A 22958-nucleotide genomic window follows, 5' to 3' on the forward strand; every position below is an offset into this window, starting at 1 on the left:
ACCCTGCTGTGCCTGAAGCGACTTAATCCCCTCCGTCCCCTTTTCTTGTGATAGCGCGGGCGTATCGTGGGCGGTGGTCAACGGTATTGGCCGGGGCGGTGCGCTTGGCTGAAGCTGTGCCGATGCAGCCAATTTCTCGTATTTCCTTCGAGGGCCAGGTGGGCCTGGTGACGGGTGCCGCCGGAGGACTGGGCCTGGCCTACAGTCGCTTGCTGGCCGAGCGCGGTGCGCAGGTGCTGATGCATGACATCGGTGCTGGCACCGACGGCCGCGGCGCCGATCCGCAGCGCATCCTGCGCAGCGTCGAAGCGTTGCAGGCGCGGGGGCTGACGGTGCAGGCCGCAAGCGGTCCCATCGATCATCGCGCCGGTTGCCATGCGCTGGCGCAGGAACTGCTGCAGGCTCACGGCCGCATTGACTTCCTGATCCACAACGCGGGCTGGGTCGAGTACCAGACGCTGGAAGTGATCGAGGACGAGGCGCTGGAGCAGATGCTGTGCCTGGCGGCGAAGACGCCGCTGTGGTTGGCGCAGGCGGCGTGGCCGGCAATGCGCGCGGCGGGCGGTGGGCGCATCGTCATCACCACCTCCGATCGCGCGCTGTATCCGCAGTACGCACAGCGCGGGCTGTCCGCTTACGCGATGGGCAAGCTGGCGGCGCTGGGCCTGGTCAATGTGCTGGCGCTGGAAGGTGCCGGGCATGGCATCGTGGTCAACGCGGTTTCGCCGGTGGCGAAGACGCGCATGTGGGGCATCGAAGGCGAGCCCGACGAGCTGCATCCTGATGCGGTCGCGCAGGGCGTGGCCTATCTGGCATCCACGCGCTGCCAGGAGGGAGGGTGGGTGCTGCGCGCGAGCAACGGGCAGTTCCATGCACTGCGCCTGCAGGAAGCGGAGCATGTGGCCTACCCACGGGATCTGCGCGCGGTGCCGGCCGACAGTATTGAATCGGTCGCGCTGCAGTGGCCGGCCATCGCGCGCGCCAGCATGGACGCGCGCAGCTGAGCGCGTACCCTAGGCAGGTTCCCACTGCCTGCACCGAGATGATCGACCTGCGCCTGCTCCGCCAGTTCGTGGCCGTGGCCGAAGAGCTGCATTTCCACCGCGCCGCCGCCCGCCTGCACATGTCACAGCCGCCGCTGACGGCGGCGATACGACGGCTGGAAGACGCGCTTGGAAGTGAACTGATCGTGCGTGGCAACCGTACCCTGGGCCTGACCGTGGCCGGGCAGACGCTGCTGGTGGAGGCGCGGGCAACACTGCAGCAGGCGGAGCAGGCACTACAGCGCACCCGTGAAGCCGCCGCCGGGCAGTCTGGCAGCCTGCGCGTGGGTTATGTCGGCAGTGCGCTGTATGGCCGGTTGCCGGGCTTGATCCGCCGCTTCCGCCAGCAGTACCCGCAGGTGCAACTGCATCTGCAGGAGGCGACGTCGCGCCAGCAGCAGCTATGGCTACGCGAGCAGCGCATCGACGTCGGTGTGCTGATCCCACCGATTCCCGCCGCCGAGCTGCTGCTGCACGACTTCGACCACGATCGCCTGGCGATTGCGCTGCCGCGTGCACACGCGCTGGCCAATGCGCCGCAGGCCAGTGTGGCGATGCTGGCAGACGAACCGTTCGTGTCGTGGCCGGCGGGCGAGGGCATCGGCTTCCATGCACAGGTGCTGGGTTTGTGCACCGTTGCGGGCTTCACCCCGCGCGTGGTGCAGGAAGCGCAGGGCATGCATGCCGTGCTATCGCTGGTGGCGGTCGACGCCGGCGTGGCGATCGTGCCGGCCAGCATGGCCAGCTTCCGTCCGCAGGAGATCGTCTATCGCGTGCTGCAGGGCGAAGCAGCGCGCTTCAGCCTGCAGTTCTGCATGCGTCCGGAACAACCGTCGCCGGTGCTGGGCAATTTCCTGCAGATGGCGGGTGCGAACTGATCCTGTGGATCCGCTATGCGGGGTCGCCGCGGAACAGGTTCGCAACGACATAGTCGATGAACACCCGCAGGCGTGCACTGGGATGGCGCCCACCGGGCCATAGCAACGAGAACTGCCCTTGGTGCGTGGGCAGGGCAGGCAGCACCTGCTGCTGCGGCGGCCAGCGTTGACTGTGATCAGAACCGATAGCTGATGGTGCCGGTCACTACGCGCGGGTAGCCGGCGAAGCAGTCGCCGAAGGTACGGCACGGTGCGTAGTAGCGCTTGTCGGTGAGGTTGGTGATGTTCAACGCCATCGTCCAGTCAGTCACCTGTACTTCCACCAATGCGTCTGCCAGCGTGTAGCTGGGGGTGATGATGCGCCCGCCATTGCCCAGCGACACCGTATTGCCGACGTGGCGCACACCCAGGCCCAGGCGCAGGCGTGCGGCATCGTCCAGCTGGAAGCCCTTCGAAACCCACGCCGAGGCCAGGTCCTGCGGGGTGTCGTTGAGGCGCTGGCCGACTTCCAATGCGAAGTTGCTGCGGCTGACCTCGGCCTCGTTGCGCGCAACGGCAGCGGTGATCGTGAGGTCGTTGGCGAACTGGAACTGGCCTTCCAGCTCGATGCCCTTGGAGCGGATCTGCCCGGTCTGCACCACGTTCAACACGTTGTCCGGGTCGTTGGTCTGCCGGTTGGTTTCGATGATGCGATACGCTGCCATCGTCAGCAGCAGGTTGCGTGCGGGTTGCCACTTGATGCCTGCCTCGCTCTGGCGGCCACGCATCGGCTTGAAAGCCTGGCCGAACAGGTCCTGGCCAGTGACCGGCAGGAACGACTCGCTGTAGCTCAGGTAGGGCGACACCCCTGCACCCAGTTCGCCAATCAGGCCGGCGCGATAGGTGGTGGCGTTGTCGGTCTGGCTGGGCTGCCCCTCTGTCTTCGAGCGTGCATGGTCGCGGCGCGCGCCCAGTACCAGCGAGACGCGGTCGGCCCAGCGGATCTGATCCTGCACGTACAAACCCAGCTGGGTGGAGGTCTGGTCGGGTTGGCGGTCCCAGCCACGGACCGTCGGCGCCACCGATACCGGGGTGTAGATGTCGATCGGCGTGCCGGTGGCGTCCAGCCGCTGCAGCTGCTCCTTGTACTGGCTGTAGTCCACGCCGGCCAGCAACAGATGCTGGAAGGCACCGGTGGCGAAGTCGAACTGCAGTGCATTGTCGGCGCTGAAGATCTGCACGTCGGGGCGGGTGCCGTAGGCCGTGCGGTTGACCACGCGCCGCTCGGCGTCGATGAAGGGATCGGCCGGGTTGCTGTAGCTGTCCACGTACATCTGCTGCAGCGTGGTCCTGCCATCGATGTAACGCACCGCCGAGCGCAGGCTGAGCGTGTCGCTGAAGCTGTGATCGAACAGCGCGGTCAGGCTGTACACGCGCGAGTCGATGCGGTCGAAACCAGGATCGCCGATGAAGGTGGACGGGTCGAGGCGGCGTGCGGGCGGGGCCAGCAGGGTCGCGGCCAGCGGCAGGAACTGCTGGCTGGAGCCGGTCCTGTCGTGCTGGTAGCTGGCCAGCAGGGTCAAGGTGCTGCGTTCCCCGCGCCAGCTGATCGACGGTGCCAGGTAGACGCGGTCGTCCTTCAGGACATCGGTCTGCATGTTCGATTCGCGCACCAGCCCGACGAAGCGGCCGGCAACCGTACCGGCATCGTTCAAGGCGCCGCCGATATCACCCTGCAGCTGCCTGCGGTCAAAACTGCCGAGCTGCACGCCGACCTCGCCGTTGAGGGCGCCGAAGGTCGGGCGCTTGCTCATTGCATTGATGATGCCGCCGGTGGCGCCGGCACCGTACAGCACCGAGGACGGGCCGCGCAGGACTTCCACCCGTTCCAGGCCGTAGATCTCCGGGCGGGCGAGGGGACTGAACCCGTAGCTGCGGCGCAGGCCATCCTGGTACTGCACCGGGTCCAGCCCGCGCACCGAGGTGGCATCGTTGCGGGTATCCAGGCCCCAGGCATCGGCGGTGACGCCGGCGCTGTAGCGCAGCACTTCCTGCAGGTTGTGCGCGCCACGGTCGGTGAACAGCTGCTGGGTGACCACGCTGATCGCCTGCGGCGTTTCGGTCAGGGCGGTGTCGGTCTTGGTCGCGGTACTGGCCCGCTCGGCCACCACGGTCACCTTGTCCAGGGTGCGCGCCGCCGGGTTGTCCTGGGCCTGGGTGATGGCCGAGGCCAGCAGGGGGGGCAGGGCAAGCGTGTACAGCAGCGGGCGGCGCGGCGACAGGGCGGGCATTGTCAGGAATCCGGGAAGGGCGGTGACGGCGGATTATCCGGATGCACGCTCACAAATACAAATGATTCCCAAGTGCGATTGTGTCGTCCGGGCGCCGTGTCAGGGCAGGCCGTCGGTCGCGCCGCGGATGCTCATCCAGGCGCCGCCGCCGGGGGCGCTGCCGGCACGGACACGGAAGCCGTGAAGGCCGGCGATGGCGGCCACGATCGACAGGCCCAGGCCGAATCCTGGTCCCTGGCTGGCGCTGCTGCTGCCGCGGAAGAAGCGCTGGTAGATCAGCGTGCGGTCCTGTGGCGGAATGCCTGGCCCGTTGTCGATCACATCGATCCTCGGGGCGCCGTGATCATCGACTGCACGCAGCAGGATGCGGCCGTGTGCCGGGGTGAACTGCAGGGCGTTGGACAGCAGGTTGGCCAATGCTTCGAACAGCAGCTCGCGGTCGCCACGCAGCGGGCCCAGCTTCGGGTCCACCTGCAGCTCCAGCAACTGCTGCTTTTCCTCGGCCAGCGGCAGATAGAACTGGTGCAGTTCCTGCAGCAGCTCGGTGATGTCGACCGCGTCGAAGGCCGAACGCCGCTGGTGGCTCTCCAGTTCGGATACCCGCAGCAGCGCGGCGAAGCGCGCCATCAGCATGTCGGTCTCGGCCAGCGCTTTGTCCAGTGGAACAGCGTGCGGGTCCCGTTCTTCCAGGCCCACGCGCATGCGGTACAGGTGGGCACGCAGGCGGGTCAGGGGCGTACGCAGATCGTGGGCGATGCTGTCGCACACGCCCTTGACCTCGGTCATCAGCTGTTCGATGCGTTCCAGCATTGCATTGACAATGCTCGACAGCCGGTCGATCTCGTCGCGGCGGCTGGAGACCGGCAAGCGCTGGCCAAGGTCACCGGCCACGATGCGGTTGGTGGCCGCTTCGATCTGCTGGATCCGCTTCAGCGGGCGCCGGCGCAGCAGATGCCAGCCCACCAGGCCGGGAATGACGGTCAACGACACGCCCCACAGCAGTGCATCGAGAATGATGCTGTTGACCGCCATGAGCTTGCCATTCTGGCGCACGAACACCAGCGTCCGCCCATCGCGGGTCACCACGCCGAGTGCGCTGCCACCGCTCTCGTGGGGACCATCGGCCAACGTCCAGCCGTCCACCGGATGCGAATTGCCATCCAGCGGCAGCCCCTCGGGAATGGCGACCAGTGCGCCAGCCATCGGCATGCCGGTGTTGTCGAACAACCCGTACGTATAGACCTGGTGCAGGTCGAAGCGTTGGCTGTCGCGCAAAGCTTCATCCAGTGCCGGCCCGTCGAAGCTCATGAACAGGTGGGCGCGCTGCTGCAGTCCCGATTCGGTCAGGTCACTCAGGTAATCCGAGATGCGCCAGTACATCACGCCCAGCAGCAGGCTCGACCACGCCACGAACAGGATGCAGTACAGGCCCAGCAGTCGGCTGCTGGAGGAACGCCAGTGGTCAGGATTGCGCGTCGAAGACATAGCCGGTTCCACGTACGGTCATGATCGGCTGCGGCCGGCCAGGTTGTTCGATGCGTTTGCGCACGCGGCCGATATGCACGTCGATCAGGTTGGTGCCCGGATCGAAGTGGTAGCCCCAGACTTCCTGGAACAGCATGCTGCGGGTGACCACCTGGCCGGCGTTGCGGACCAGGAACTCGAGCAGCTTGAACTCGGTCGGCAGCAGTGCAATCTCATGGCCACCGCGTCGCGCCGAGCGGGTCATCAGGTCCAGTTCCAGGTCGCCGGCGCGCAGTACGTTGTCGATGGCAGCGGCCTGGCCCTGGCGCCGGACCAGCACTTCCACGCGTGCAGCCATCTCGTCGGAGGCGAACGGCTTGGTCAGGTAGTCATCCCCTCCCGCACGCAGGCCGCGCACGCGCTCATCCACGTCAGACAGTGCACTGATCATCAACACCGGCGTGGTGATGCCTTCACGGCGCAACCGGGTGACCAGGGCCAGCCCGTCGATGCCGGGCAGCATGCGGTCCAGGGTGATCACCGCGTAGTCGCCTGTACGTGCCATCGCCAGGCCGTTGCTGCCGTCGCTGGCAACGTCCACGTCGAAACCGTGGCTGCGCAGTTCGGTGGCGATTTCCTCTGCGGTGACAAGATCGTCCTCGATGGTGAGTACGCGCGGCATGGGCCAGTGTGCAGAGTGGGACAGGCGCATCGTCGCAATCGCGGGCAGCGACTGCAAATGAAAAATGTTTCATGCGCCATTTAGCAGGATCGTGCCGCCGGGTCTTCTATATTCGGCGCCGAACGCTCCCCCACGCGTGGAACCTGCAGCCGATGATCCTTCCGAATTCCTCCCGTGCTTGCCGCGCCTGGCGGCTGCCGCGTACCGCGGGCCTGCCGCTGCTGGCGCTTGCCCTGGCCGGCCTGCTCAGCGCCTGCGGCAAGGACGCGCCCAAGCCTGCCGCCACGACGCCTGAGGTGACGGTGCTGACCCTGCGCAGCCAGCCGCTGGCACTGCAGCAGGAATTGCCTGGGCGCAGCGTCGCCTCGCAGGAATCGGATGTGCGCCCGCAGGTGGATGGCGTGCTGGTGAAGCGGTTGTTCGAGCAGGGCCAGTGGGTGAAGGCCGGGCAGCCGTTGTTCCAGATCGAGCCCGCGCTGTACCAGGCAGCGCTGAACGAGGCACAGGCCAACCTGAAGACGGCCGAGGCCGCTGCGGTGACCGCGCGCCTGCGGGCGCAGCGCATGCAGGCGCTGGGCAAGGACCAGTTGGCCGCGCGCCAGGACGTGGATGATGCGGTGGCCAGCGACCAGCAGGCCGCCGCCGCCGCGCAGGCCGCACAGGCGGCACGTGACACGGCCAGCACACGGCTGGGGTTTGCCACGGTGACCTCGCCGATCGCCGGGCGCATCGGCCGCGCGCTGTTCACGCCCGGGGCGCTGGTCACCTCCGGCCAGGCCGATCCACTGGCACGGGTGCAGCAGATGGACCCGATGAACGTGGACATCACCCAGTCCAGCAATGAGTACCTGGCACTGCGCCGCGCCATCGCCGACGGTGGCGTGCAGGCCGATACAGCACCGGTGCGGCTGCGCCTGTCCGATGGCACCGACTACCCGTTGCCGGGCACGCTGGAATTCGCCGACGTGGACGTTCAGCAGGAAACCGGCAGCATCACCCTGCGCGCGCGTTTCCCCAACCCCGATGGGCAGCTGCTGCCGGGCATGTACGTGCGCGCGCTGGTGGGGCAGGGTACCCGCCAGCAGGCGCTGCTGGTGCCACAGGCTGCGGTCGATCGCAGCCCCAAGGGCGAGGCGCAGGCGTGGCTGGTGGACAAGGATGGGAAGGCACGGCTGCGCCTGTTCCGCACCGCGCGTGCGGTGGGCGATCAGTGGCTGGTGCTCGATGGCCTTTCCGCCGGTGAGCGGGTGGTGGTGGCCGGCGCGCAGGGCCTGGCCGATGGCATGGCGGTGCGGGTGAAGCCTGCGCCGGCGCCGGCCGGGAAGGACTGAGCAGATGCTGCCGCGCTTTTTCATCCATCGCCCGGTATTCGCCTGGGTCCTGGCGATCTGCATCATGGCCTTCGGCACCATTGCAGTGACCCAGCTGCCGGTGGAGCAGTATCCGGACATCGCGCCGCCGCAGGTCAACATCACCGCGAACTACACCGGTGCCTCGGCGCAGACGGTGGAGGACAGCGTCACCCAGGTGATCGAGCAGCAGATCAAGGGCATCGACCATCTGCTGTATTTCTCATCCACCAGCTCGTCATCGGGGCAGGCGCGCATCACAGTCACTTTCGACCAGAGCGCCAATCCGGATATCGCCCAGGTGCAGGTGCAGAACAGCGTCAACCAGGCCATCAACCGGCTGCCGCAGGAAGTGCAGCAGCAGGGCGTGACGGTCGCCAAATCCCAGGGCGATTCACTGATGGTGGTCTCGCTGTACGACACCAGCCGGCGCATGGAGCGCGTGGACGTCTCCGACTTCCTGGTCAGCAACGTACAGGACCCGATCAGCCGCATTCCCGGCGTGGGCGAGATCAACGTGTTCGGCTCTGCCTATGCGATGCGCGTCTGGCTGGACCCGCACAAGCTGCGCGCCTACGACCTGATGCCGTCGGACGTGCGCACAGCGATCCAGGCGCAGAACACGCAGGTGACGGCGGGCGAGCTGGGCGCAATGCCGTCCAGTCCGGCGCAGAGCCTCAACGCCACGGTGACCGCGCAGTCGCGCCTGCAGACCCCCGAACAGTTCCGCGCGATCATCCTGCGCACCCTGCCCAATGGCGCGGCGGTGTTGCTGGGCGACGTCGCACGGGTCGAGATCGGCGCGGAGAACTACCAGACCAGCAGTTATCTCAATGGCTATCCGGCGGCCGGCTTCTCGGTCACCCTGGCCTCCGGTGCCAACGCATTGGCCACTGCCGACGCGGTGCGCGCGGAGATCGAACGGCTGCGGCCGACCTTCCCGCCGGGGCTGCAGGTGGCTTATCCGCGCGACAGCACACCGTTCGTGCGGGTCTCGATCGAGGGGGTCATCCATACCCTGGTCGAAGCCATCGTGCTGGTGGTCGTGGTGATGTTCCTGTTCCTGCAGAACCTGCGTGCCACGTTGATCCCGGCAATCACGGTGCCGGTGGTGCTGCTGGGCACCTTCGGCGTGCTGGCGGTCGCCGGATTCACCATCAATACGCTGACCCTGTTCGCGATGGTGCTGGCGATCGGCCTGCTGGTCGATGATGCGATCGTGGTGGTGGAGAACGTGGAGCGCATCATCCACGACGAGCATCTGTCGCCTCGCGAGGCCACCGAAAAATCGATGGGCGAGATCACCGGCGCGCTGATCGGCATCACCGTGGTGCTGGGCGCGGTGTTCCTGCCGATGGCCTTGTTCGGTGGTTCCACCGGCATCATCTACCGGCAGTTCTCGATCACGATTGCATCCGCCATGGCATTGTCGGCGCTGGTGGCGCTGACGCTGACCCCGGCGCTGTGCGCGACCCTGCTCAAGCCGTCTTCGGCGCAGAGACCGCAGGGCCGCTTCTTCCGGGCGTTCAACCGGGGCGTCGAGCGCAGCCAGTTGGCCTACCAGGGAAAGCTCGGTGGCGTCGTTACCCGGCCGCGGCGCTGGATGGCGTTGTACCTGCTGCTGGTGGTCGCCATGGTCGCGCTGTACGCGCGCATGCCCACCGGCTTCCTGCCGGTGGAGGACCAGGGCCAGGTGACCTTCCAGTTTTCTACGCCGGAAGGCACGCCGATGGCGCGCACCGAAGCGCTGGGCGAGCAGATCAGCCGCTACTTCATGGAGCACGAGAAGCAGAACCTGGATGTGGTGTTCGTGGTGGTCGGCCGCAACAATGCCGGCACCGGCCAGAACGCCGGGCAGGGCTTTCTCGCACTGAAACCCTGGAATGAGCGCACGGGTGACAACACCGCTGCGGCGATCATCACGCGGGCCAATGCCTACTTCCGCAGCCTGCCCGATGCCAGGGTCAACGTACTGGCACCGCCGGCGGTGCGTGGACTGGGCCAGTCCAGTGGCTTTGAACTGTGGTTACAGGACACCAGCGCGGCCGGGCGCGTGGCGTTGCAGGCGGCGCAGGAGCAGGTGGTGCGTGCGGCCGGCGAAGACGACGGGCTCACCTCGGTGCGCCTGAACGGCCTGGGCGACAAGGCCGAGCTGCGGCTGGACATCGACCATGCGCAGGCCAGCGCGCTGGGCCTTGCGCAGGCCGACATCAATTCCACGCTGTCGGCGGCCTGGGGCGGCAGCTACATCAACGACTTCCTCGACCGTGGCCGGGTCAAGCGGGTCTACATGCAGGGTGATCAGCCCTACCGCAGTGTGCCCGACGACATCGGCCAGTGGTATGTGCGCGGTGGCAACGGCCAGATGGCGTCGTTCGCCAGCTTCGCCAGCAGCCACTGGGCGCGCGGCCCGCAGCTGCAGCAGCGCTTCAACGGCCTGCCGGCGATGCAGATCCAGGGCAGTGCCGCCGAAGGGCGCAGCTCGGGCGAGGCGATGCAGCGCATGCAGGCGCTGGTTGCCGATCAACCCGGGTTCGACCTGCAGTGGAGCGGCCTGTCCTACCAGGAACAACTGGCCAGCAACCAGACATTGTGGCTGTACACCGCCTCCATTGCCTTCATCTTCCTGTGCCTGGCAGCGCTCTATGAGAGCTGGACGGTGCCGGTGGCGGTGGTGCTGGTGATCCCCCTGGGTGTCATTGGTACCGTGCTGGCGACCACCGTGGCCGGGTTCGTCAATGACATCTATTTCCAGGTCGGTCTGCTGACCACCATCGGCCTGTCGGCCAAGAATGCGATCCTGATCGTGGAGTTCGCCGAAGCCCGCTATCGCGCTGGCAGTTCGGCGGTGGAGGCGGCGCTGCAGGGCGCGCGCCTGCGCCTGCGCCCGATCGTGATGACATCTCTGGCCTTCGTGGCCGGTGTGATTCCATTGGCGCTGGCCACCGGTGCGGGTGCGGTCAGCCGCCGCGAAATCGGCATGAGCGTGATCGGCGGCATGGTCTCCGGCACCGTGCTGGCGGTGGTGCTGGTGCCGCTGTTCTTCGTGCTGGTACGCCGCCTGGGCCGGTCGCGGCCGCAGGACTGAGTGGGGGCGCGGCTGTCATCTGGCTGCCGCGGTACCCTCACCCGTTCTTTGCCCAGGCGTCGCTAACGTAGGTCGTCCCCGTCCCCCACGGAGACCCGCCATGTGGCTGCTTGACCATCTCTGGCCCAGCCGTAGACCGCTTCCTCCCCCGGTTGCGGACGCACCGCAGGGGCCGCCACGCCGTCCCTGGCTGAAGCGTCCGGCGCGGGCCGGGCGCAGCGGCATGGCGCCCTGGCAGAAGGTCGCCACGCCGCTACGGCGCACGCGCCACTAGCCGGTGCGGTCGGCGGGGTGGTTGACCCCGTCGTTGACCGGGATCACACCCAGCGCGAACGGGTCGATGCCCTCCAGGCAGGCCACGTTGTAACCGTACTGTTCCGGGTTGGAGCGGCGCCGGTGATGGGTGTAGATGCCGCACACGCCGCAGAAGTAGTGCTCGGCCACATGGGTGTTGAACTGGTACAGCTGCAGGTGGTTCTGTCCGCGCACCACCTGCAGGCCCGCGCGGCTGACGCTGGCGGCAATGGCCCCCCGGCGGCGGCACATCGAGCAGTCGCAGCGGCGCGGGTCGACGATGCCGTCCGGCAGGTCCAGCAGCAGTTCGACCGTGCCGCAATGACAGGTGGCGCGGTGCTGGGGTTGGACCGGAACGCCGGCCACGGAAGTAATGCCCATCGTTGCTCCTGTGAGGTGAATCCGGCCGCATGGGCCGCCGCCGACGGTGCGCCGGCGTGCCTGAACGGGCCGTAGATGCCACCGTGAACCGGCTTGTGGCTAACTATGCGGCTTCGGGACCGCACCAGGATGCCAGTGAAAGCCGCAGGACGTTGGATGACAGGAAGTGCCATGGCGCTGGCAGCGCTGTGGGTGACCGGGCTGTTGGCCTATCAGATGCCGGGGCCGGGTTGGCTGGCCAACGGCGTCGCCGGGCTGTGGCTGCTGGTTGCGCTGTGGGCGTCATGGCGGGTCGCGCGGGGCCGCGCCTCGTGCCGCCTGGGCCTGGCGTTCGGTGCATCGCTGGCACTGGCCGGCCTGTGGTGGCTGCTGCTGACCCCTCGCCAGGACCGCATATGGGCCGATGACGTGGCCCAGCGCCTGCATGTGGTGTCCTTCGATGGCCGCCATGTGGTGCTGGACAACGTGCGCGACTTCAGCTGGCGCAGCGAAACCGACTACGACGCGCGCTGGGTACGCCGCGAGTACGATCTGGACCAGCTGCGCTCGGCCGACCTGGTGCTGTCGTACTGGATGGGGCCGGCGATTGCCCACACCCTCATCTCATTCGGTTTCGAGGATGGCCGCCACGTGGTGTTCTCGCTGGAGATCCGCAAGGAGCGTGGCGAATCGTTCTCGGCGCTGGGTGGCTTCTTCCGCAAGTTCGAGATGACCCTGGTGGCCTCGGAAGAGACCGATATCATCCGCACCCGTACCAACGCGCGCGGCGAGGATGTCTACCTGTACCGCCTGCATGGCATGGACCGCGCGCAGCTGAAGGAACTGTTCACCGCCTACATCGCGCAGGCGCGTGAGCTGGATGCGAAGCCGGGCTTCTACAACACGCTCACCAGCAACTGCACCACCATCGTCTTCGACCTGGCCCGGCACATTGCGCCGCGCCTGCCGCTGGACTACCGCCTGCTGCTGTCCGGCTACCTGGCCGAGTACGCGCAGGAGGTCGGTGCGCTCGCTCCGGGTGTGCCGTACGCCGAGCTGCATGACAAGGGCCGCATCACCCAGCGTGCGCTGGACCAGGGTAGCGGCGACCACTTCTCCACCGTGATCCGCCAGGGCGTGCCTGGTACCGAGCAGGACCCGCAGTAATGACCCGACTCTTCCTGATCCGCTGGCAGCGCGCGCTGCCGGTGTTGTTCGCCGCCTTCCTGCTGCTGGGCAGCAGCGGCTGCGCGATGGTGACCGTCAAGCAGGTCAAATCCAGCGATTCGCTGGTCAACAAGCGCGCCGACGTGCTCAACACCGGCAAGCTCAGCCCGGCCGCGCGCGAGACGCTCAGCGCCGCGGGCCTGGACGAATCGCAGTGCGAGAAGGACTTCCTGGTCTGCCGCAGCACGCTGCTGATGACTGATGACCTCAATGTCGAGCAGCGGCTGTCGGCGCTGTCCGAGCTGTGGGTGAAGGCTGCATTGGCGCTGACGCCGAAGAAGACCGCCGCCGGCGATCCGCCGATGAGCGATGCGGCGCTGGACGCCTGGCTGGAAGCCGCGCGCTATGCCTATGCCTACCTGTTCTACAGCGGGCGTTCGCCGTCCGACCGCGCCTTCGAAGACCGGCAGACGCAGGTGCGCGACTACTACAACTACGCGGCCGAGAAGGCGGCAGTGGTGCTGTTCGTGCGCGCACGCGCCGCTGCGCTGGCCGGCGAGGACTATACGAAACCGCTCACGGTCGGCAGCTGGTCGCTGGCGTCCAACTACCAGCAGTTGAACCTGAAGAGCATTCCTGCGCAGCTGGTGCCGGCCGGCACGGTCAGCTTCGTCGGCCTGCGCAGTACCTATCGCCGCGATGGCTTCGGTGCCGAGCTGGTGATGGTGATGGATCCGCCCAAGCTGGTTGCGCCGGTGATCGCGCCGGATGGCCCGAAGGCCGAAACCGCGCAGGACGACGAGGGCGACGAACGCGACGAGCGCCGGGGCCGCCGCCATCGCCATGATGATTCGGTGCCCGAGTTCAGTGAGATGTCCTCGATCAACGTCACAGCGCTGTTGCGGTTCGAGGGCAGCAGTCTCGAAGACGTGATGCGCACGCGCCGGGTCGAGCTCGATGCCTATTCGCCGGAAGCCACCGAGCGCATCACCCTGCATGGAGAACAGGTGCCGCTGGCCGGCAACTTCACCGCGGCTTACGGCCTGTGGCTGGCGCAGAGTGGCTTCGCCCGGCAGTCACTGCGCACGCTGTTCGGCATGAGCGAAGGCATCGGCGAACCCCACATCTACCTGATGCAGCCGTGGGACCCGAACCGCCGCATCATCTTCATGCTGCATGGCCTGGCCAGCAGCCCGGAAGCGTGGGTGAACCTGGCCAACGAGATCATGGGCGATCCCGAGCTGCGCCAGCAGTTCCAGGTGTGGCAGGTCTACTACCCCACCAATGCCCCGATCGCGTTGAACCGCTACGAGATCGCCAACGCGTTCAACGACACGCTCAAGCATTTCGACCCCAACGGCAGCACGCGTGCGTCGAAGGACATGGTCTACATCGGCCACAGCATGGGCGGTGTGCTGGCCCGGCTGCTGGTGAGCAACTCCGGTGATGTACTTTGGAACGACCTGCTGGCCAATTACGATCTGAAGGGCGAGCGCCTGAAGCGCGTGCAGACCAAGCTGGGGCCGCTGCTGCACTTCAAGGCACAGCCCAACGTGGAGCGCGCGATCTTCATCGCCGCGCCGCACCAGGGCACCGATATCGCCGGTAACAAGGTCGGTCGCCTGATCGGTCGCCTGGTGCGGCTGCCACTGACCATCCTTGGCAAGTTCGAGGATGTGTTCATGGCGCTGGCGCAGGCCGAGCAGCAGGTCGACGGTACCGCCAAGCCGAAGATCCCCAACAGCATCGACAACCTCAAGGCCAGCGATCCGTTCGTGAAGGCCACCGCGCAGCTGCCGATCGAAGCAGGCCTGAAGTACCACTCGATCATCGCCCAGCGCAAGCCGGAGCTGCCAGTGGAGAAGTCCGATGATGGGCTGGTGCCGTACTGGAGCGCGCACCTGCAGGGCGCGCTGTCGGAGAAGGTGATCATTTCCGGCCACAGCGTGCAGGAAACCCCGCAGGCGGTGCTGGAAGTGCGGCGCATCCTGCACCGGGACATCGATGACATGGGTGCCGCTGCGAATCCCTGACCGCTACGCTCGCCGGGCCGTGCCTGGCGGAAGCGCAATGCTGGGCCCCTACACCCGCCGTGCGATCACCGTAGCCAGCACGGCCAGCCCGCAGGTGATCGCCAGGCACAGCAGGTAGCCCGTGTGCGGCGCGCTTTCCACGAACATGGCGAACAGCGCGCCGGAAACCGCCAGCGCGGTGGCCACCGACAACGCCTCGCTCAGCTGCAGGGCAGAGGTATTGGCGCCCTGCTCATGCGGCGCTGACAGCGACAGGGTCAGCACCGACAGGCTGGCGTAGATCATGCCCATGCCGAAACCGGTCACGGTCCAGCCAACCAGCGCGACCGGCAATGGCATCTGTTTGAACAGCACTGCCAGCGTTGCGGCGATGCCGACCGTCATCATCGCCGTGCCAACGCGCAACAGCTGCTGCCGTGACCAGCCGCGCTGCTGGTGGCCCTGCAGCCAGGAGCCCGCGAACCAGCCCAGCGCACCGAGGCTGAGCACCGCGCCGGCCCAGCTGGGCGAGAGTCCACGTTCGCGCTGCAGCAACAGCGGCAGATAGGCCTCGCAGGCGAAGAAGGCCGCTGCAGCGATGCCGCGCAGCGCGATCACGCTGGGCAGGCCGCGGCGCAGGACCAGTGTTCCGGCCGGCAGCAGCCGGTGCACGCAGAACAGCAGCGCCAGCATCGCCACACCGATGCAGGGCAGGGCGGCCATGCCCGGTTGCTGGCCGCCGACGTAGAGCAGCAGCGCGGCCAGCGAGGCACCACTGGCCCAGCGCACCACGTTGCTGCGCTCGCCATCGTTGCCGGCCGCGACGGGGGACTGCATGCGCGCCAGCGCCGGGCGCAGCAGCAGTGCGGCCGGGACGGCCAGCAGCGGCACCGCCAGGAACACCCAGCGCCAACCGAGGTGCTGCACGATCAGGCCGCTCAGTGCCGGGCCGACCATCGAGGGCACCACCCAGCCAGCAGAGAACGCCGCGAACACCTTCGGTCGCAGGTGCTCGGGATAGCTGCGGCCAACCATCACGTACAGCGAGACCGAAATCGCGCCCGCACCCAGGCCTTGCAGCAGTCGCCCCGCTACCAGCGTGCCCATGCGCATTGCGAAGCCAGCCAGCAACAGGCCCAGCACGAAGCAGGCCAGGCCATACCACAGTGGCCGTGCCGGGCCCTGGCGGTCGGCCCAGCGACCGGCCAGGGTCATGCCGATCACGCTGGTGGCCAGGGTGCCGCCGAACGCCAGTGCATACAGGCGCAGGCCGTCCAGCGCCTCGGCCACGGTGGGCATGGCGGCAGCCACCGCCAGTGCCTCGAAGGCGTGCAGCGCGACCAGCGCCACCATGCCGGCGGTGGTGGTGCGGTAGCGCGGGGACAGGATCGAAGTATCGGCCGGCGCGATGGTGCCGGCGGGAGGTACGCTCGGGGTCATACGGGTCAGGTGCGGGCCGCGCTTGTCAACAAGCGGCGAAGATAGCAGCATGACACCTCAACAACGGTTGAGGTCAAGCAATGGTGTCCCAGGAGCTGAGCGTGGGCGAAGTCGCCGAGCGCAGTGGCGTGGCGGTTTCCGCGCTGCATTTCTACGAGCGCAAGGGGCTGATCAGCAGCCTGCGCACCTCGGGCAACCAGCGCCGTTACAGTCGCGATGTGCTGCGCCGGCTGGCGGTGATTCGTGTGGCACAGCGGGTCGGCATGCCGCTGGAAGCGGTCGGCCGTGCCTTCGAGAGCCTGCCCGAAGGCCGCGCGCCAACCAAGGCCGACTGGGCCAAGCTTTCCGCGCGCTGGCGCACCGAGCTGGAAGAGCGCATCCACATGCTGCAGCTGCTGCGCGATGAACTGACCGGCTGCATTGGCTGTGGCTGCCTTTCGCTGCAGCGCTGCCGCCTGGCCAACCCGGGCGACGTCCTCGGCGAACGCGGCGACGGCCCGATGCGCTGGGAGTGAAAAGGGGACGGAGGGGATTAAGTCGCAAGTGCACAAACGACTTAATCCCCTCCGTCCCCTTTTTCTTACCAGACCGTGATCGTCTCGCCGCTCTGGATGCCTTCCACCGCGCGCTGGAAGGCCAGTGCCGCGCGCTGTGCGCTCACCGCTTCAAAGCCGGGGAAGTAGGGCGCGTAGGCGGCCATCGATTCGATCAGCACGTTGGGGCTGACCACGTTGATGCGCAGGCCGCGTGGCAGCAGTTCCAAGGCGGCTGCACGCACGAAGCCTTCCAGCGCGGCATTCACCGAGGTGGCGTTGGCGCCATCGCGGATGGGCTGTGCGCTGACGATGCCGCTGGTCAGGGTGATCGAACCGCCGGCGCTGAGATGGTGTTGCGAGGCCAGTGCCAGCCGCACCTGGCCCAGTAGTTTGTCCTGTAGTCCAAGGTTGAACTGCTCGGGCGTCATCTCCTGCAGCGGGCCAAAGTGCAGCTTGCCGGCGGTGGAGACCACGGCATCGACCGGGCCGGTACGCGCGAACAGCTCGGCGACACTGGCGTCATCGGTCAGGTCCACGCGCAGCTCGCCGCTGCGGCGGCCGGCGGCGAGGATCTGATGCTGCTGGCCGAGCTGGCGGGCGACTGCCTGGCCCAGGGTGCCGCTGGCACCGACGAGGAGGATCTTCATGGCCGTTCCTTGCGAGAGGGGGATGCGCGCAGTCTGCGCCCTCACATCCGGGTTAGGTAAGCTGCGCATGCTTCGCAGATCCCTAACTCTGGATTAGTAATGGATACCCTTCGATGCATGCGGGCCTTCATTGCCGTGGCCGAGCGTGGCAGCTTCGCCGGCGCCGCCGAACAGCTGCAGGTTTCGGCGGTGATGGTGGGCAAGTACATCCAGCAGCTGGAGTCCCACCTGGGGACCGCGTTGCTGCAACGGAACACCCGCCGCCAGCGCCTGACCGAGGCCGGCAGCGCCTACCTGGCCGGCTGTCGGCAGGTGCTGGAGCAGGTGCAGCAGGCCGAGGCCGATGTCGCCGGCCTGCAGGTGCAGCCACGTGGCCTGCTGCGGGTCAGCGCGCCGACCACCTGGGGCAGCTGCGTGCTGGCGCCGGTACTGTCCGGGCTATTGCGTGAGCAGCCGTTGCTGGACATCGAACTGGACCTGAGCAACCGTCGCGTGGACCTGATCGAGGATGGCTTCGACGTGGCGATCCGGGTCGGGCCGCTGCCGTCACAGGAAGTGGTGGCGCGGCCGTTGCCGCCCTACGCGATGAGCCTGTGCGCGGCGCCTTCCTACCTGCGTCGGCGCGGCATGCCGCGCACGCCGGCGGATCTGGCGGGACACGACTGCCTCAGCCATCTGGCCTGGCGTGGTGGCCATGGCTGGCAGCTGGCCAACGGGGAACAGGTGGATTGGGAGGCGCGGCTGGCCTGCAACGACGGCCTTGCGCTGCGTGAGGCTGCCGTGGCCGGAGCAGGGCTGGTGCTGCAGCCGACAGCCCTGCTGGCTGGCGAGATCGCGGCCGGGCGGTTGAAGCCGTTGCTGCGCGACTACCTGCCCGAACCGCGGCCGATGCACCTGATCTACCTGCCGGATCGACGGCCGCGCCCGCGGCTGCAGTGCTTCGTCGATTTCGTCATGGCCAGATTGGGGCAATGATCATCGGGGTGGATGGGGTCAGATCCCTTTGCCTCGGCAAAGGGATCTGACCCCAGGAGATCAATCATTCGCCGCAGACAGTTCCTGCCCGCGCACCTGCGCGGCGCGCAGCGCGGTATCCACCAGCGCCTCGAAACCGCCGGCCTGGAAGCTCTCGATTGCAGCCTGGGTGGTACCGTTGGGCGAGGTCACGCGCCGGCGAAGCTCGGCGGGGCTTTCACCGGCCTCGTCAAGCATGCGCGAGGCTCCCAGCAGGGTCTGCACCACCAGCGTGCGCGCGGCGTCGGCCGGCAGGCCCTGGGCGATGCCCGCCGCTTCCATTGCTTCGGCCAGCAGGAACACGTAGGCCGGCCCGCTACCGGACACGGCAGTGACCGAATCCATCAGCGCCTCGCGCTCGATCCACACGGTACGGCCGGCACTGGCCAATACCTGTTCGGCCTGCGCGTGCTGCTTAGCATCCACCGACGGCGTGGCGAACAGGCCGGTCACGCCGGCGCCGAGCAGGGCGGGCGTGTTGGGCATTGCACGCACCACCGGCAGGTTGCCACCCAGCCAGCGTTCCAGCTGCGCGCTGGTGATGCCAGCGGCAATGGATACCACCAACGGCCGATTCGCCTGCGCCAGTGCCTGCAGCGACTGGCAGACCTCGCGCAGTACCTGCGGCTTTACTGCCAGCAGCCAGGTGTTGCCCTGTGCGGCGGCATCGGCGGCGTTGTCGTGCACCTGCACGCCGAAATCGGTGGCCAGTGATCCGCGCAGTGCGGCCACCGGTTCGGCCACGTGGATGTGCGCGGCCGGCACGCCCTGGCGGATCAGGCCGGCGATCAGGCTGCGCGCCATGTTGCCGCCGCCGATGAAGGTGATGGAATCAGCTGCCATGGAAGTCTCCTTGGAAAATCAGGCCGGGCGCGGGCGCGCGCCGAACAGGGCGGTGCCGATGCGCACCAGGTTGGCGCCCTCGGCGATGGCTTCGGCGTAGTCGCTGCTCATGCCCATCGACAGGGTGTCGACCTGCGCGTGCTGGGCGGCCAGCGACTGGAAAAGGATGCGCATGCGCACGAACGCATCCCGACGGCGCTCGGCCTCGGGCCATGGCGCGGGAATCGCCATCAGGCCGCGCAGGCGCAGCTGGGGCTCGGCGGCAATCGCGGCGGCCAATGCGTCCACGGCCTCCGGCGCACAGCCGTGCTTGCTGGACTCATCGTCGATGTTGACCTGGATCAGCACGTTCAGCGGGCCGCGCGCGGCCGGGCGATGGCGCGCCAGCGCCGTCACCAGCTTGGGCCGGTCCACGCTCTGCACCCAGTCGAAATGGGTGGCCACGGCGTCGGCCTTGTTCGACTGCAGGTGGCCGATCAGGTGCCACTCCAGCGCCAGGTGCTGCAGCGCCTGCATCTTGGCCAGCGCTTCCTGCACATAGTTCTCGCCGAAGGCATGCTGGCCCTGTGCGGCCAGCGCGGCCACGGCCTCGGCCGGTTGGGTCTTGGAAACGGCCAGCAGGCGCGGATCGGGCCGGCCGGCCGCCTCGGCGGCAGCATGCAGGTTGCTCAGGATCTGGGGCAGGGGAGTGGCCACGTAACGCGTTCCGTTGAATCAGGAGGCTATACTGCCGCCCGGGGAAAGATCCTTCCAGTCGAAGCCGTTATTGGGGAGTAGCCGCTCATGGATATCGCCGAACTGCTGGCGTTTTCCGTAAAGAACAAAGCGTCCGACCTGCATCTGTCCGCAGGCCTGCCGCCGATGATCCGCGTGGACGGCGACGTTCGCCGGATCAACATTCCAGCCCTGGACCACAAGCAGGTCCACGCGCTGGTGTACGACATCATGTCCGACAAGCAGCGCCGCGATTACGAGGAATTCCTCGAAGTGGACTTCTCCTTCGAGATTCCGTCGCTGGCGCGCTTCCGTGTGAATGCGTTCAACCAGAACCGCGGCGCCGGTGCGGTGTTCCGTACCATTCCGTCCGAGGTGCTCACCCTCGAGGACCTGGCCTGCCCGCCGCTGTTCCGCGAGGTGATCCAGCAGCCGCAGGGCCTGATCCTGGTGACCGGCCCGACCGGTTCGGGCAAGTCGACCACGCTGGCGGCGATGATCGACTACATCAACAAGAACGAATACGGCCACATCCTCACCGTCGAGGATCCGATCGAATTCGTGCATACCTCGCAGAAGTGCCTGATCAACCAGCGCGAGGTGCACCGCGACACGCATGGCTTCAATGAAGCACTGCGCTCGGCACTGCGTGAGGACCCGGACATCATCCTGGTCGGCGAGTTGCGCGACCTGGAAACCATCCGCCTGGCGCTGACCGCCGCGGAAACGGGCCACCTGGTGTTCGGCACCCTGCACACCAGCTCGGCGGCCAAGACCATCGACCGCATCATCGACGTGTTCCCGGCCGGCGAAAAGCCGATGGTGCGTTCGATGTTGTCCGAGTCGCTGCGCGCGGTGATCTCGCAGGCGCTGCTGAAGAAGGTGGGCGGCGGCCGTACCGCGGCATGGGAAATCATGGTCGGCACCCCGGCCATCCGCAACCTGATCCGCGAGGACAAGGTGGCGCAGATGTACTCGGCCATCCAGACCGGCCAGCAGTACGGCATGATGACCCTGGACCAGCACCTGCAGGACCTGGTCAAGCGCAGCCTGATCACCCGCAACCAGGCCCGCGAGTACGCCAAGGACAAGCGCCTGTTCGAGTAAGGCGGGGCCGCAACGGGGCGGCGTGCGCCAGTGCGCCGCCGTACCCGTGCCGTTTCCTCCACCGACCGTTTCCTGGTACATGCCCCATTGGGAGCCCGCCGTGAACACCACCGCGACCACCATCGATTTCACTTCGTTCCTCAAGCTGATGGCGCACCAGCGCGCCTCGGACCTGTTCATCACGGCCGGCATGCCGCCGGCGATGAAGGTCAACGGCAAGATCTCGCCGATCACGCAGACCCCGCTCACGCCGCAGCAGAGCCGCGACCTGGTCCTCAACGTGATGACCCCGGCGCAGCGCGAGGAATTCGAGAAGACCCACGAATGCAACTTCGCCATCGGCCTGTCCGGCGTCGGTCGCTTCCGTGTCAGCTGCTTCTACCAGCGCAACCAGGTCGGCATGGTGCTGCGTCGCATCGAGACGCGCATCCCGACCGTGGAAGAACTGAGCCTGCCGCCGATCATCAAGACGCTGGCGATGACCAAGCGCGGCATCATCCTGTTCGTCGGTGCCACCGGTACCGGTAAATCGACCTCGCTGGCGGCGATGATCGGTTACCGCAACCAGAACTCGACCGGCCACATCATCACCATCGAAGACCCGATCGAATTCGTGCACAAGCACGAGGGCTGCATCATCACCCAGCGCGAGGTCGGCATCGATACCGACAGCTGGGAAGCCGCGCTGAAGAACACCCTGCGCCAGGCGCCGGACGTGATCATGATCGGCGAGGTGCGTACCCGCGAAGGCATGGACCACGCCATCGCGTTCGCTGAAACCGGTCACCTGGTGCTGTGCACCCTGCATGCCAACAACGCCAACCAGGCGATGGACCGCATCGTCAACTTCTTCCCGGAAGACCGCCGCAACCAGCTGCTGATGGACCTGTCGCTGAACCTCAAGGGTGTGGTCGCGCAGCAGCTGGTGCCGTCGCCCGATGGCCGCTCGCGCAAGGTGGCGATGGAGATCCTGCTGGGCACGCCGCTGGTGCAGGACTACATCCGCGACGGCGAGATCCACAAGCTGAAGGAAGTGATGAAGGACTCGGTCCAGCTGGGCATGAAGACCTTCGACCAGAGCCTGTTCGAGCTGTACCAGGCCGGCGAGATCAGCTACGAGGACGCGCTGCGCTACGCCGATTCGCAGAACGAAGTACGCCTGCGCATCAAGCTCAGCCAGGGCGGCGACGCGCGCACCTTGTCGCAGGGGCTGGATGGCGTGGAGATTTCCGAGATCCGGTGACCCGGCCGGGCGCCTGCGGGCGCCCGCTGCTCCGGGATGACCGCGGCGCCGGATGCACGCCCGCGTGAACCTGCCAGGGAGGCCTGCATGCGTGTGACTACGAGCGTGATACTGGCCATCGCCGTGCTGCTGCAGGCCGGTTGTGCCCGTACCCCCGAACCGGCAGCCGCGGCCGAGGGCTGCGACGATCCACAGGCGCATGCCTGGTATCTGCTGCCACCGCCTGCGACGAAGCACGGCGGCGACCTGCCACCGTTCATCGATTTCACCGGGTCAGCGAGGACGATCTATGATGCCCGGTTACGGGATCTCGATGGCTTGCCGGAGCCGTCGTTCCGCTGTGGCAGCGTACCGGCACAGGCATATCGCTTCGTCTGGGATCCTGCATTCTTCCCGGGCGTGCTCATTCGCGCGCAGCGCAATGCAGCGGGCCACGCGTGGATCGTCGGGCGCAGTGCGCGCGATTTCGAGATTTCCGGATCGTTACCCGGAAGCCCAGCCACCGTCATCAAGGGTGGCACGTGCGCTCCACCGCGCGCGCTGAGTGCGCAGGAATGGAACGCCATCGCCGCCGCGTTTGCGCTGTTGCAGGGCGAAGATTCGAGCGCTGGGCTTGACGGCTCATCGTGGATGTTCGAGTCCGTGGTGGACGGCGAGCAGCGTTGGTTCGCACGATGGGTGCCGCGGGATCCGGCGTTCCGCAACACCGGCAGGATGATGGTGGAACTGGCGGGTTGCACTGACACCCTGCAGGGCATGGAGTGACGGGCACCACAGGCGATTGATGAATTCCGGTCATGACCGACT

General features: G+C 67.2%; 19 protein-coding genes and 1 pseudogene. 11 read left to right on the forward strand and 9 right to left on the reverse strand.

The window, feature by feature from the left end:
• Positions 1 to 122 precede the first annotated feature (122 nt).
• Both ACYKG1_RS05100 and ACYKG1_RS05105 read left to right on the forward strand, forming a co-directional pair.
• Positions 123 to 1004 (forward strand): SDR family NAD(P)-dependent oxidoreductase, encoded by an 882-nt coding sequence (locus ACYKG1_RS05100; protein ID WP_478471998.1) that lies wholly within the window; start codon positions 123 to 125, stop codon positions 1002 to 1004.
• Positions 1005 to 1042: 38 nt separating this feature from the next.
• Positions 1043 to 1921, forward strand: a complete 879-nt coding sequence (locus ACYKG1_RS05105) for a LysR substrate-binding domain-containing protein (protein WP_262226305.1) — start codon at positions 1043 to 1045, stop codon at positions 1919 to 1921.
• 13 nt (positions 1922 to 1934) lie between these two features.
• On the opposite strand, the pseudogene ACYKG1_RS05110 reads toward ACYKG1_RS05105, so the two are convergent.
• The 4 genes and pseudogenes from ACYKG1_RS05110 to ACYKG1_RS05125 all read right to left on the reverse strand — a co-directional run.
• Positions 1935 to 2072 (reverse strand): annotated as a pseudogene (locus ACYKG1_RS05110) (LysR family transcriptional regulator); the annotation flags it as partial.
• A gap of 25 nt (positions 2073 to 2097) precedes the next feature.
• Positions 2098 to 4191 carry a TonB-dependent siderophore receptor gene (locus tag ACYKG1_RS05115; protein WP_478472000.1) on the reverse strand — a complete coding sequence of 698 codons (2094 nt, stop codon included), beginning with the start codon at positions 4189 to 4191 and terminating at the stop codon, positions 2098 to 2100.
• 99 nt (positions 4192 to 4290) lie between these two features.
• Positions 4291 to 5676: a sensor histidine kinase gene (locus ACYKG1_RS05120; protein WP_262083227.1), complete on the reverse strand. Its 1386-nt coding sequence runs from the start codon at positions 5674 to 5676 to the stop codon at positions 4291 to 4293.
• The gene (locus ACYKG1_RS05125) at positions 5654 to 6337 is read right to left on the reverse strand and encodes a response regulator transcription factor (RefSeq protein ID WP_262083228.1); all 684 of its coding nucleotides are present in this window, start codon (positions 6335 to 6337) and stop codon (positions 5654 to 5656) included. The genes ACYKG1_RS05120 and ACYKG1_RS05125 overlap by 23 nt, the downstream gene beginning before the upstream one ends.
• 152 nt (positions 6338 to 6489) lie before the next feature.
• Between ACYKG1_RS05125 and ACYKG1_RS05130 the strand changes: the two genes are divergently transcribed.
• Positions 6490 to 7668 carry an efflux RND transporter periplasmic adaptor subunit gene (locus ACYKG1_RS05130; RefSeq protein ID WP_100471487.1) on the forward strand — a complete coding sequence of 393 codons (1179 nt, stop codon included), beginning with the start codon at positions 6490 to 6492 and terminating at the stop codon, positions 7666 to 7668.
• 4 nt (positions 7669 to 7672) lie between these two features.
• On the forward strand, positions 7673 to 10774 hold the full coding sequence (locus ACYKG1_RS05135) for an efflux RND transporter permease subunit (RefSeq protein WP_478472002.1): 3102 nt from the start codon (positions 7673 to 7675) through the stop codon (positions 10772 to 10774).
• A gap of 270 nt (positions 10775 to 11044) precedes the next feature.
• Here the strand turns inward: ACYKG1_RS05135 and ACYKG1_RS05140 are convergent, their stop codons facing one another.
• A complete protein-coding gene (locus ACYKG1_RS05140) occupies positions 11045 to 11449 on the reverse strand; it encodes a GFA family protein (RefSeq protein WP_100471489.1) in 405 nt (134 codons plus the stop codon).
• A gap of 171 nt (positions 11450 to 11620) precedes the next feature.
• Here ACYKG1_RS05140 and ACYKG1_RS05145 point away from each other — a divergent pair, with 171 nt between their 5' ends.
• On the forward strand, positions 11621 to 12595 hold the full coding sequence (locus tag ACYKG1_RS05145) for an Lnb N-terminal periplasmic domain-containing protein (RefSeq protein ID WP_100471490.1): 975 nt from the start codon (positions 11621 to 11623) through the stop codon (positions 12593 to 12595).
• Positions 12595 to 14628 carry an esterase/lipase family protein gene (locus ACYKG1_RS05150; protein WP_478472004.1) on the forward strand — a complete coding sequence of 678 codons (2034 nt, stop codon included), beginning with the start codon at positions 12595 to 12597 and terminating at the stop codon, positions 14626 to 14628. Before ACYKG1_RS05145 ends, ACYKG1_RS05150 begins: the two co-directional genes overlap by 1 nt.
• A gap of 48 nt (positions 14629 to 14676) precedes the next feature.
• Here ACYKG1_RS05150 and ACYKG1_RS05155 read toward each other — a convergent pair whose 3' ends face one another.
• Positions 14677 to 16098, reverse strand: coding sequence for an MFS transporter (locus ACYKG1_RS05155; protein WP_478472006.1), 1422 nt, complete (start codon positions 16096 to 16098; stop codon positions 14677 to 14679).
• 29 nt (positions 16099 to 16127) lie between these two features.
• Between ACYKG1_RS05155 and soxR the strand changes: the two genes are divergently transcribed.
• Positions 16128 to 16562: a redox-sensitive transcriptional activator SoxR gene (gene soxR, locus ACYKG1_RS05160; protein WP_088024856.1), complete on the forward strand. Its 435-nt coding sequence runs from the start codon at positions 16128 to 16130 to the stop codon at positions 16560 to 16562.
• Positions 16563 to 16627: 65 nt separating this feature from the next.
• Here soxR and ACYKG1_RS05165 read toward each other — a convergent pair whose 3' ends face one another.
• Positions 16628 to 17230 (reverse strand): short chain dehydrogenase, encoded by a 603-nt coding sequence (locus tag ACYKG1_RS05165; RefSeq protein ID WP_478472008.1) that lies wholly within the window; start codon positions 17228 to 17230, stop codon positions 16628 to 16630.
• 99 nt (positions 17231 to 17329) lie between these two features.
• Here ACYKG1_RS05165 and ACYKG1_RS05170 point away from each other — a divergent pair, with 99 nt between their 5' ends.
• Positions 17330 to 18205 carry a LysR family transcriptional regulator gene (locus ACYKG1_RS05170; RefSeq protein WP_478472010.1) on the forward strand — a complete coding sequence of 292 codons (876 nt, stop codon included), beginning with the start codon at positions 17330 to 17332 and terminating at the stop codon, positions 18203 to 18205.
• Between the two features lie 60 nt (positions 18206 to 18265).
• Here ACYKG1_RS05170 and proC read toward each other — a convergent pair whose 3' ends face one another.
• Together proC and ACYKG1_RS05180 are read right to left on the reverse strand one after the other, a co-directional pair.
• Complete coding sequence (gene proC, locus ACYKG1_RS05175; RefSeq protein ID WP_478472012.1) at positions 18266 to 19087, reverse strand: pyrroline-5-carboxylate reductase; 822 nt, start codon at positions 19085 to 19087, stop codon at positions 18266 to 18268.
• An 18-nt stretch (positions 19088 to 19105) separates the two neighbouring features.
• Positions 19106 to 19783: a YggS family pyridoxal phosphate-dependent enzyme gene (locus tag ACYKG1_RS05180; protein ID WP_478472013.1), complete on the reverse strand. Its 678-nt coding sequence runs from the start codon at positions 19781 to 19783 to the stop codon at positions 19106 to 19108.
• An 87-nt stretch (positions 19784 to 19870) separates the two neighbouring features.
• On the opposite strand from ACYKG1_RS05180, the gene ACYKG1_RS05185 reads away from it, so the two are divergent.
• The 3 genes from ACYKG1_RS05185 to ACYKG1_RS05195 all read left to right on the forward strand — a co-directional run bounded on the left by ACYKG1_RS05185 (position 19871) and on the right by ACYKG1_RS05195 (position 22916).
• Positions 19871 to 20908 (forward strand): type IV pilus twitching motility protein PilT, encoded by a 1038-nt coding sequence (locus tag ACYKG1_RS05185; protein ID WP_004147099.1) that lies wholly within the window; start codon positions 19871 to 19873, stop codon positions 20906 to 20908.
• 79 nt (positions 20909 to 20987) lie between these two features.
• A complete protein-coding gene (locus ACYKG1_RS05190; protein WP_049400675.1) occupies positions 20988 to 22151 on the forward strand; it encodes a PilT/PilU family type 4a pilus ATPase in 1164 nt (387 codons plus the stop codon).
• Positions 22152 to 22187: 36 nt separating this feature from the next.
• Positions 22188 to 22916: a hypothetical protein gene (locus tag ACYKG1_RS05195; protein WP_262226315.1), complete on the forward strand. Its 729-nt coding sequence runs from the start codon at positions 22188 to 22190 to the stop codon at positions 22914 to 22916.
• The last annotated feature ends 42 nt before the right edge of the window (positions 22917 to 22958 follow it).

The sequence above is a fragment of the Stenotrophomonas sp. 85239_Sma genome (genome assembly GCF_056481725.1).

What these genes read in the sequence shown, in the direction of transcription:
- ACYKG1_RS05100 (WP_478471998.1), top strand. Translation starts at nt 123, where the DNA reads ATGCAGCCAATTTCTCGTATTTCCTTCGAGGGCCAGGTGGGCCTGGTG.
- ACYKG1_RS05105 (WP_262226305.1), top strand. Translation starts at nt 1,043, where the DNA reads ATGATCGACCTGCGCCTGCTCCGCCAGTTCGTGGCCGTGGCCGAAGAG.
- ACYKG1_RS05115 (WP_478472000.1), bottom strand. Translation starts at nt 4,191, where the DNA reads ATGCCCGCCCTGTCGCCGCGCCGCCCGCTGCTGTACACGCTTGCCCTG.
- ACYKG1_RS05120 (WP_262083227.1), bottom strand. Translation starts at nt 5,676, where the DNA reads ATGTCTTCGACGCGCAATCCTGACCACTGGCGTTCCTCCAGCAGCCGA.
- ACYKG1_RS05125 (WP_262083228.1), bottom strand. Translation starts at nt 6,337, where the DNA reads ATGCCGCGCGTACTCACCATCGAGGACGATCTTGTCACCGCAGAGGAA.
- ACYKG1_RS05130 (WP_100471487.1), top strand. Translation starts at nt 6,490, where the DNA reads ATGATCCTTCCGAATTCCTCCCGTGCTTGCCGCGCCTGGCGGCTGCCG.
- ACYKG1_RS05135 (WP_478472002.1), top strand. Translation starts at nt 7,673, where the DNA reads ATGCTGCCGCGCTTTTTCATCCATCGCCCGGTATTCGCCTGGGTCCTG.
- ACYKG1_RS05140 (WP_100471489.1), bottom strand. Translation starts at nt 11,449, where the DNA reads ATGGGCATTACTTCCGTGGCCGGCGTTCCGGTCCAACCCCAGCACCGC.
- ACYKG1_RS05145 (WP_100471490.1), top strand. Translation starts at nt 11,621, where the DNA reads ATGGCGCTGGCAGCGCTGTGGGTGACCGGGCTGTTGGCCTATCAGATG.
- ACYKG1_RS05150 (WP_478472004.1), top strand. Translation starts at nt 12,595, where the DNA reads ATGACCCGACTCTTCCTGATCCGCTGGCAGCGCGCGCTGCCGGTGTTG.
- ACYKG1_RS05155 (WP_478472006.1), bottom strand. Translation starts at nt 16,098, where the DNA reads ATGCTGCTATCTTCGCCGCTTGTTGACAAGCGCGGCCCGCACCTGACC.
- soxR (WP_088024856.1), top strand. Translation starts at nt 16,128, where the DNA reads ATGGTGTCCCAGGAGCTGAGCGTGGGCGAAGTCGCCGAGCGCAGTGGC.
- ACYKG1_RS05165 (WP_478472008.1), bottom strand. Translation starts at nt 17,230, where the DNA reads ATGAAGATCCTCCTCGTCGGTGCCAGCGGCACCCTGGGCCAGGCAGTC.
- ACYKG1_RS05170 (WP_478472010.1), top strand. Translation starts at nt 17,330, where the DNA reads ATGGATACCCTTCGATGCATGCGGGCCTTCATTGCCGTGGCCGAGCGT.
- proC (WP_478472012.1), bottom strand. Translation starts at nt 19,087, where the DNA reads ATGGCAGCTGATTCCATCACCTTCATCGGCGGCGGCAACATGGCGCGC.
- ACYKG1_RS05185 (WP_004147099.1), top strand. Translation starts at nt 19,871, where the DNA reads ATGGATATCGCCGAACTGCTGGCGTTTTCCGTAAAGAACAAAGCGTCC.
- ACYKG1_RS05190 (WP_049400675.1), top strand. Translation starts at nt 20,988, where the DNA reads ATGCCCCATTGGGAGCCCGCCGTGAACACCACCGCGACCACCATCGAT.
- ACYKG1_RS05195 (WP_262226315.1), top strand. Translation starts at nt 22,188, where the DNA reads ATGACCGCGGCGCCGGATGCACGCCCGCGTGAACCTGCCAGGGAGGCC.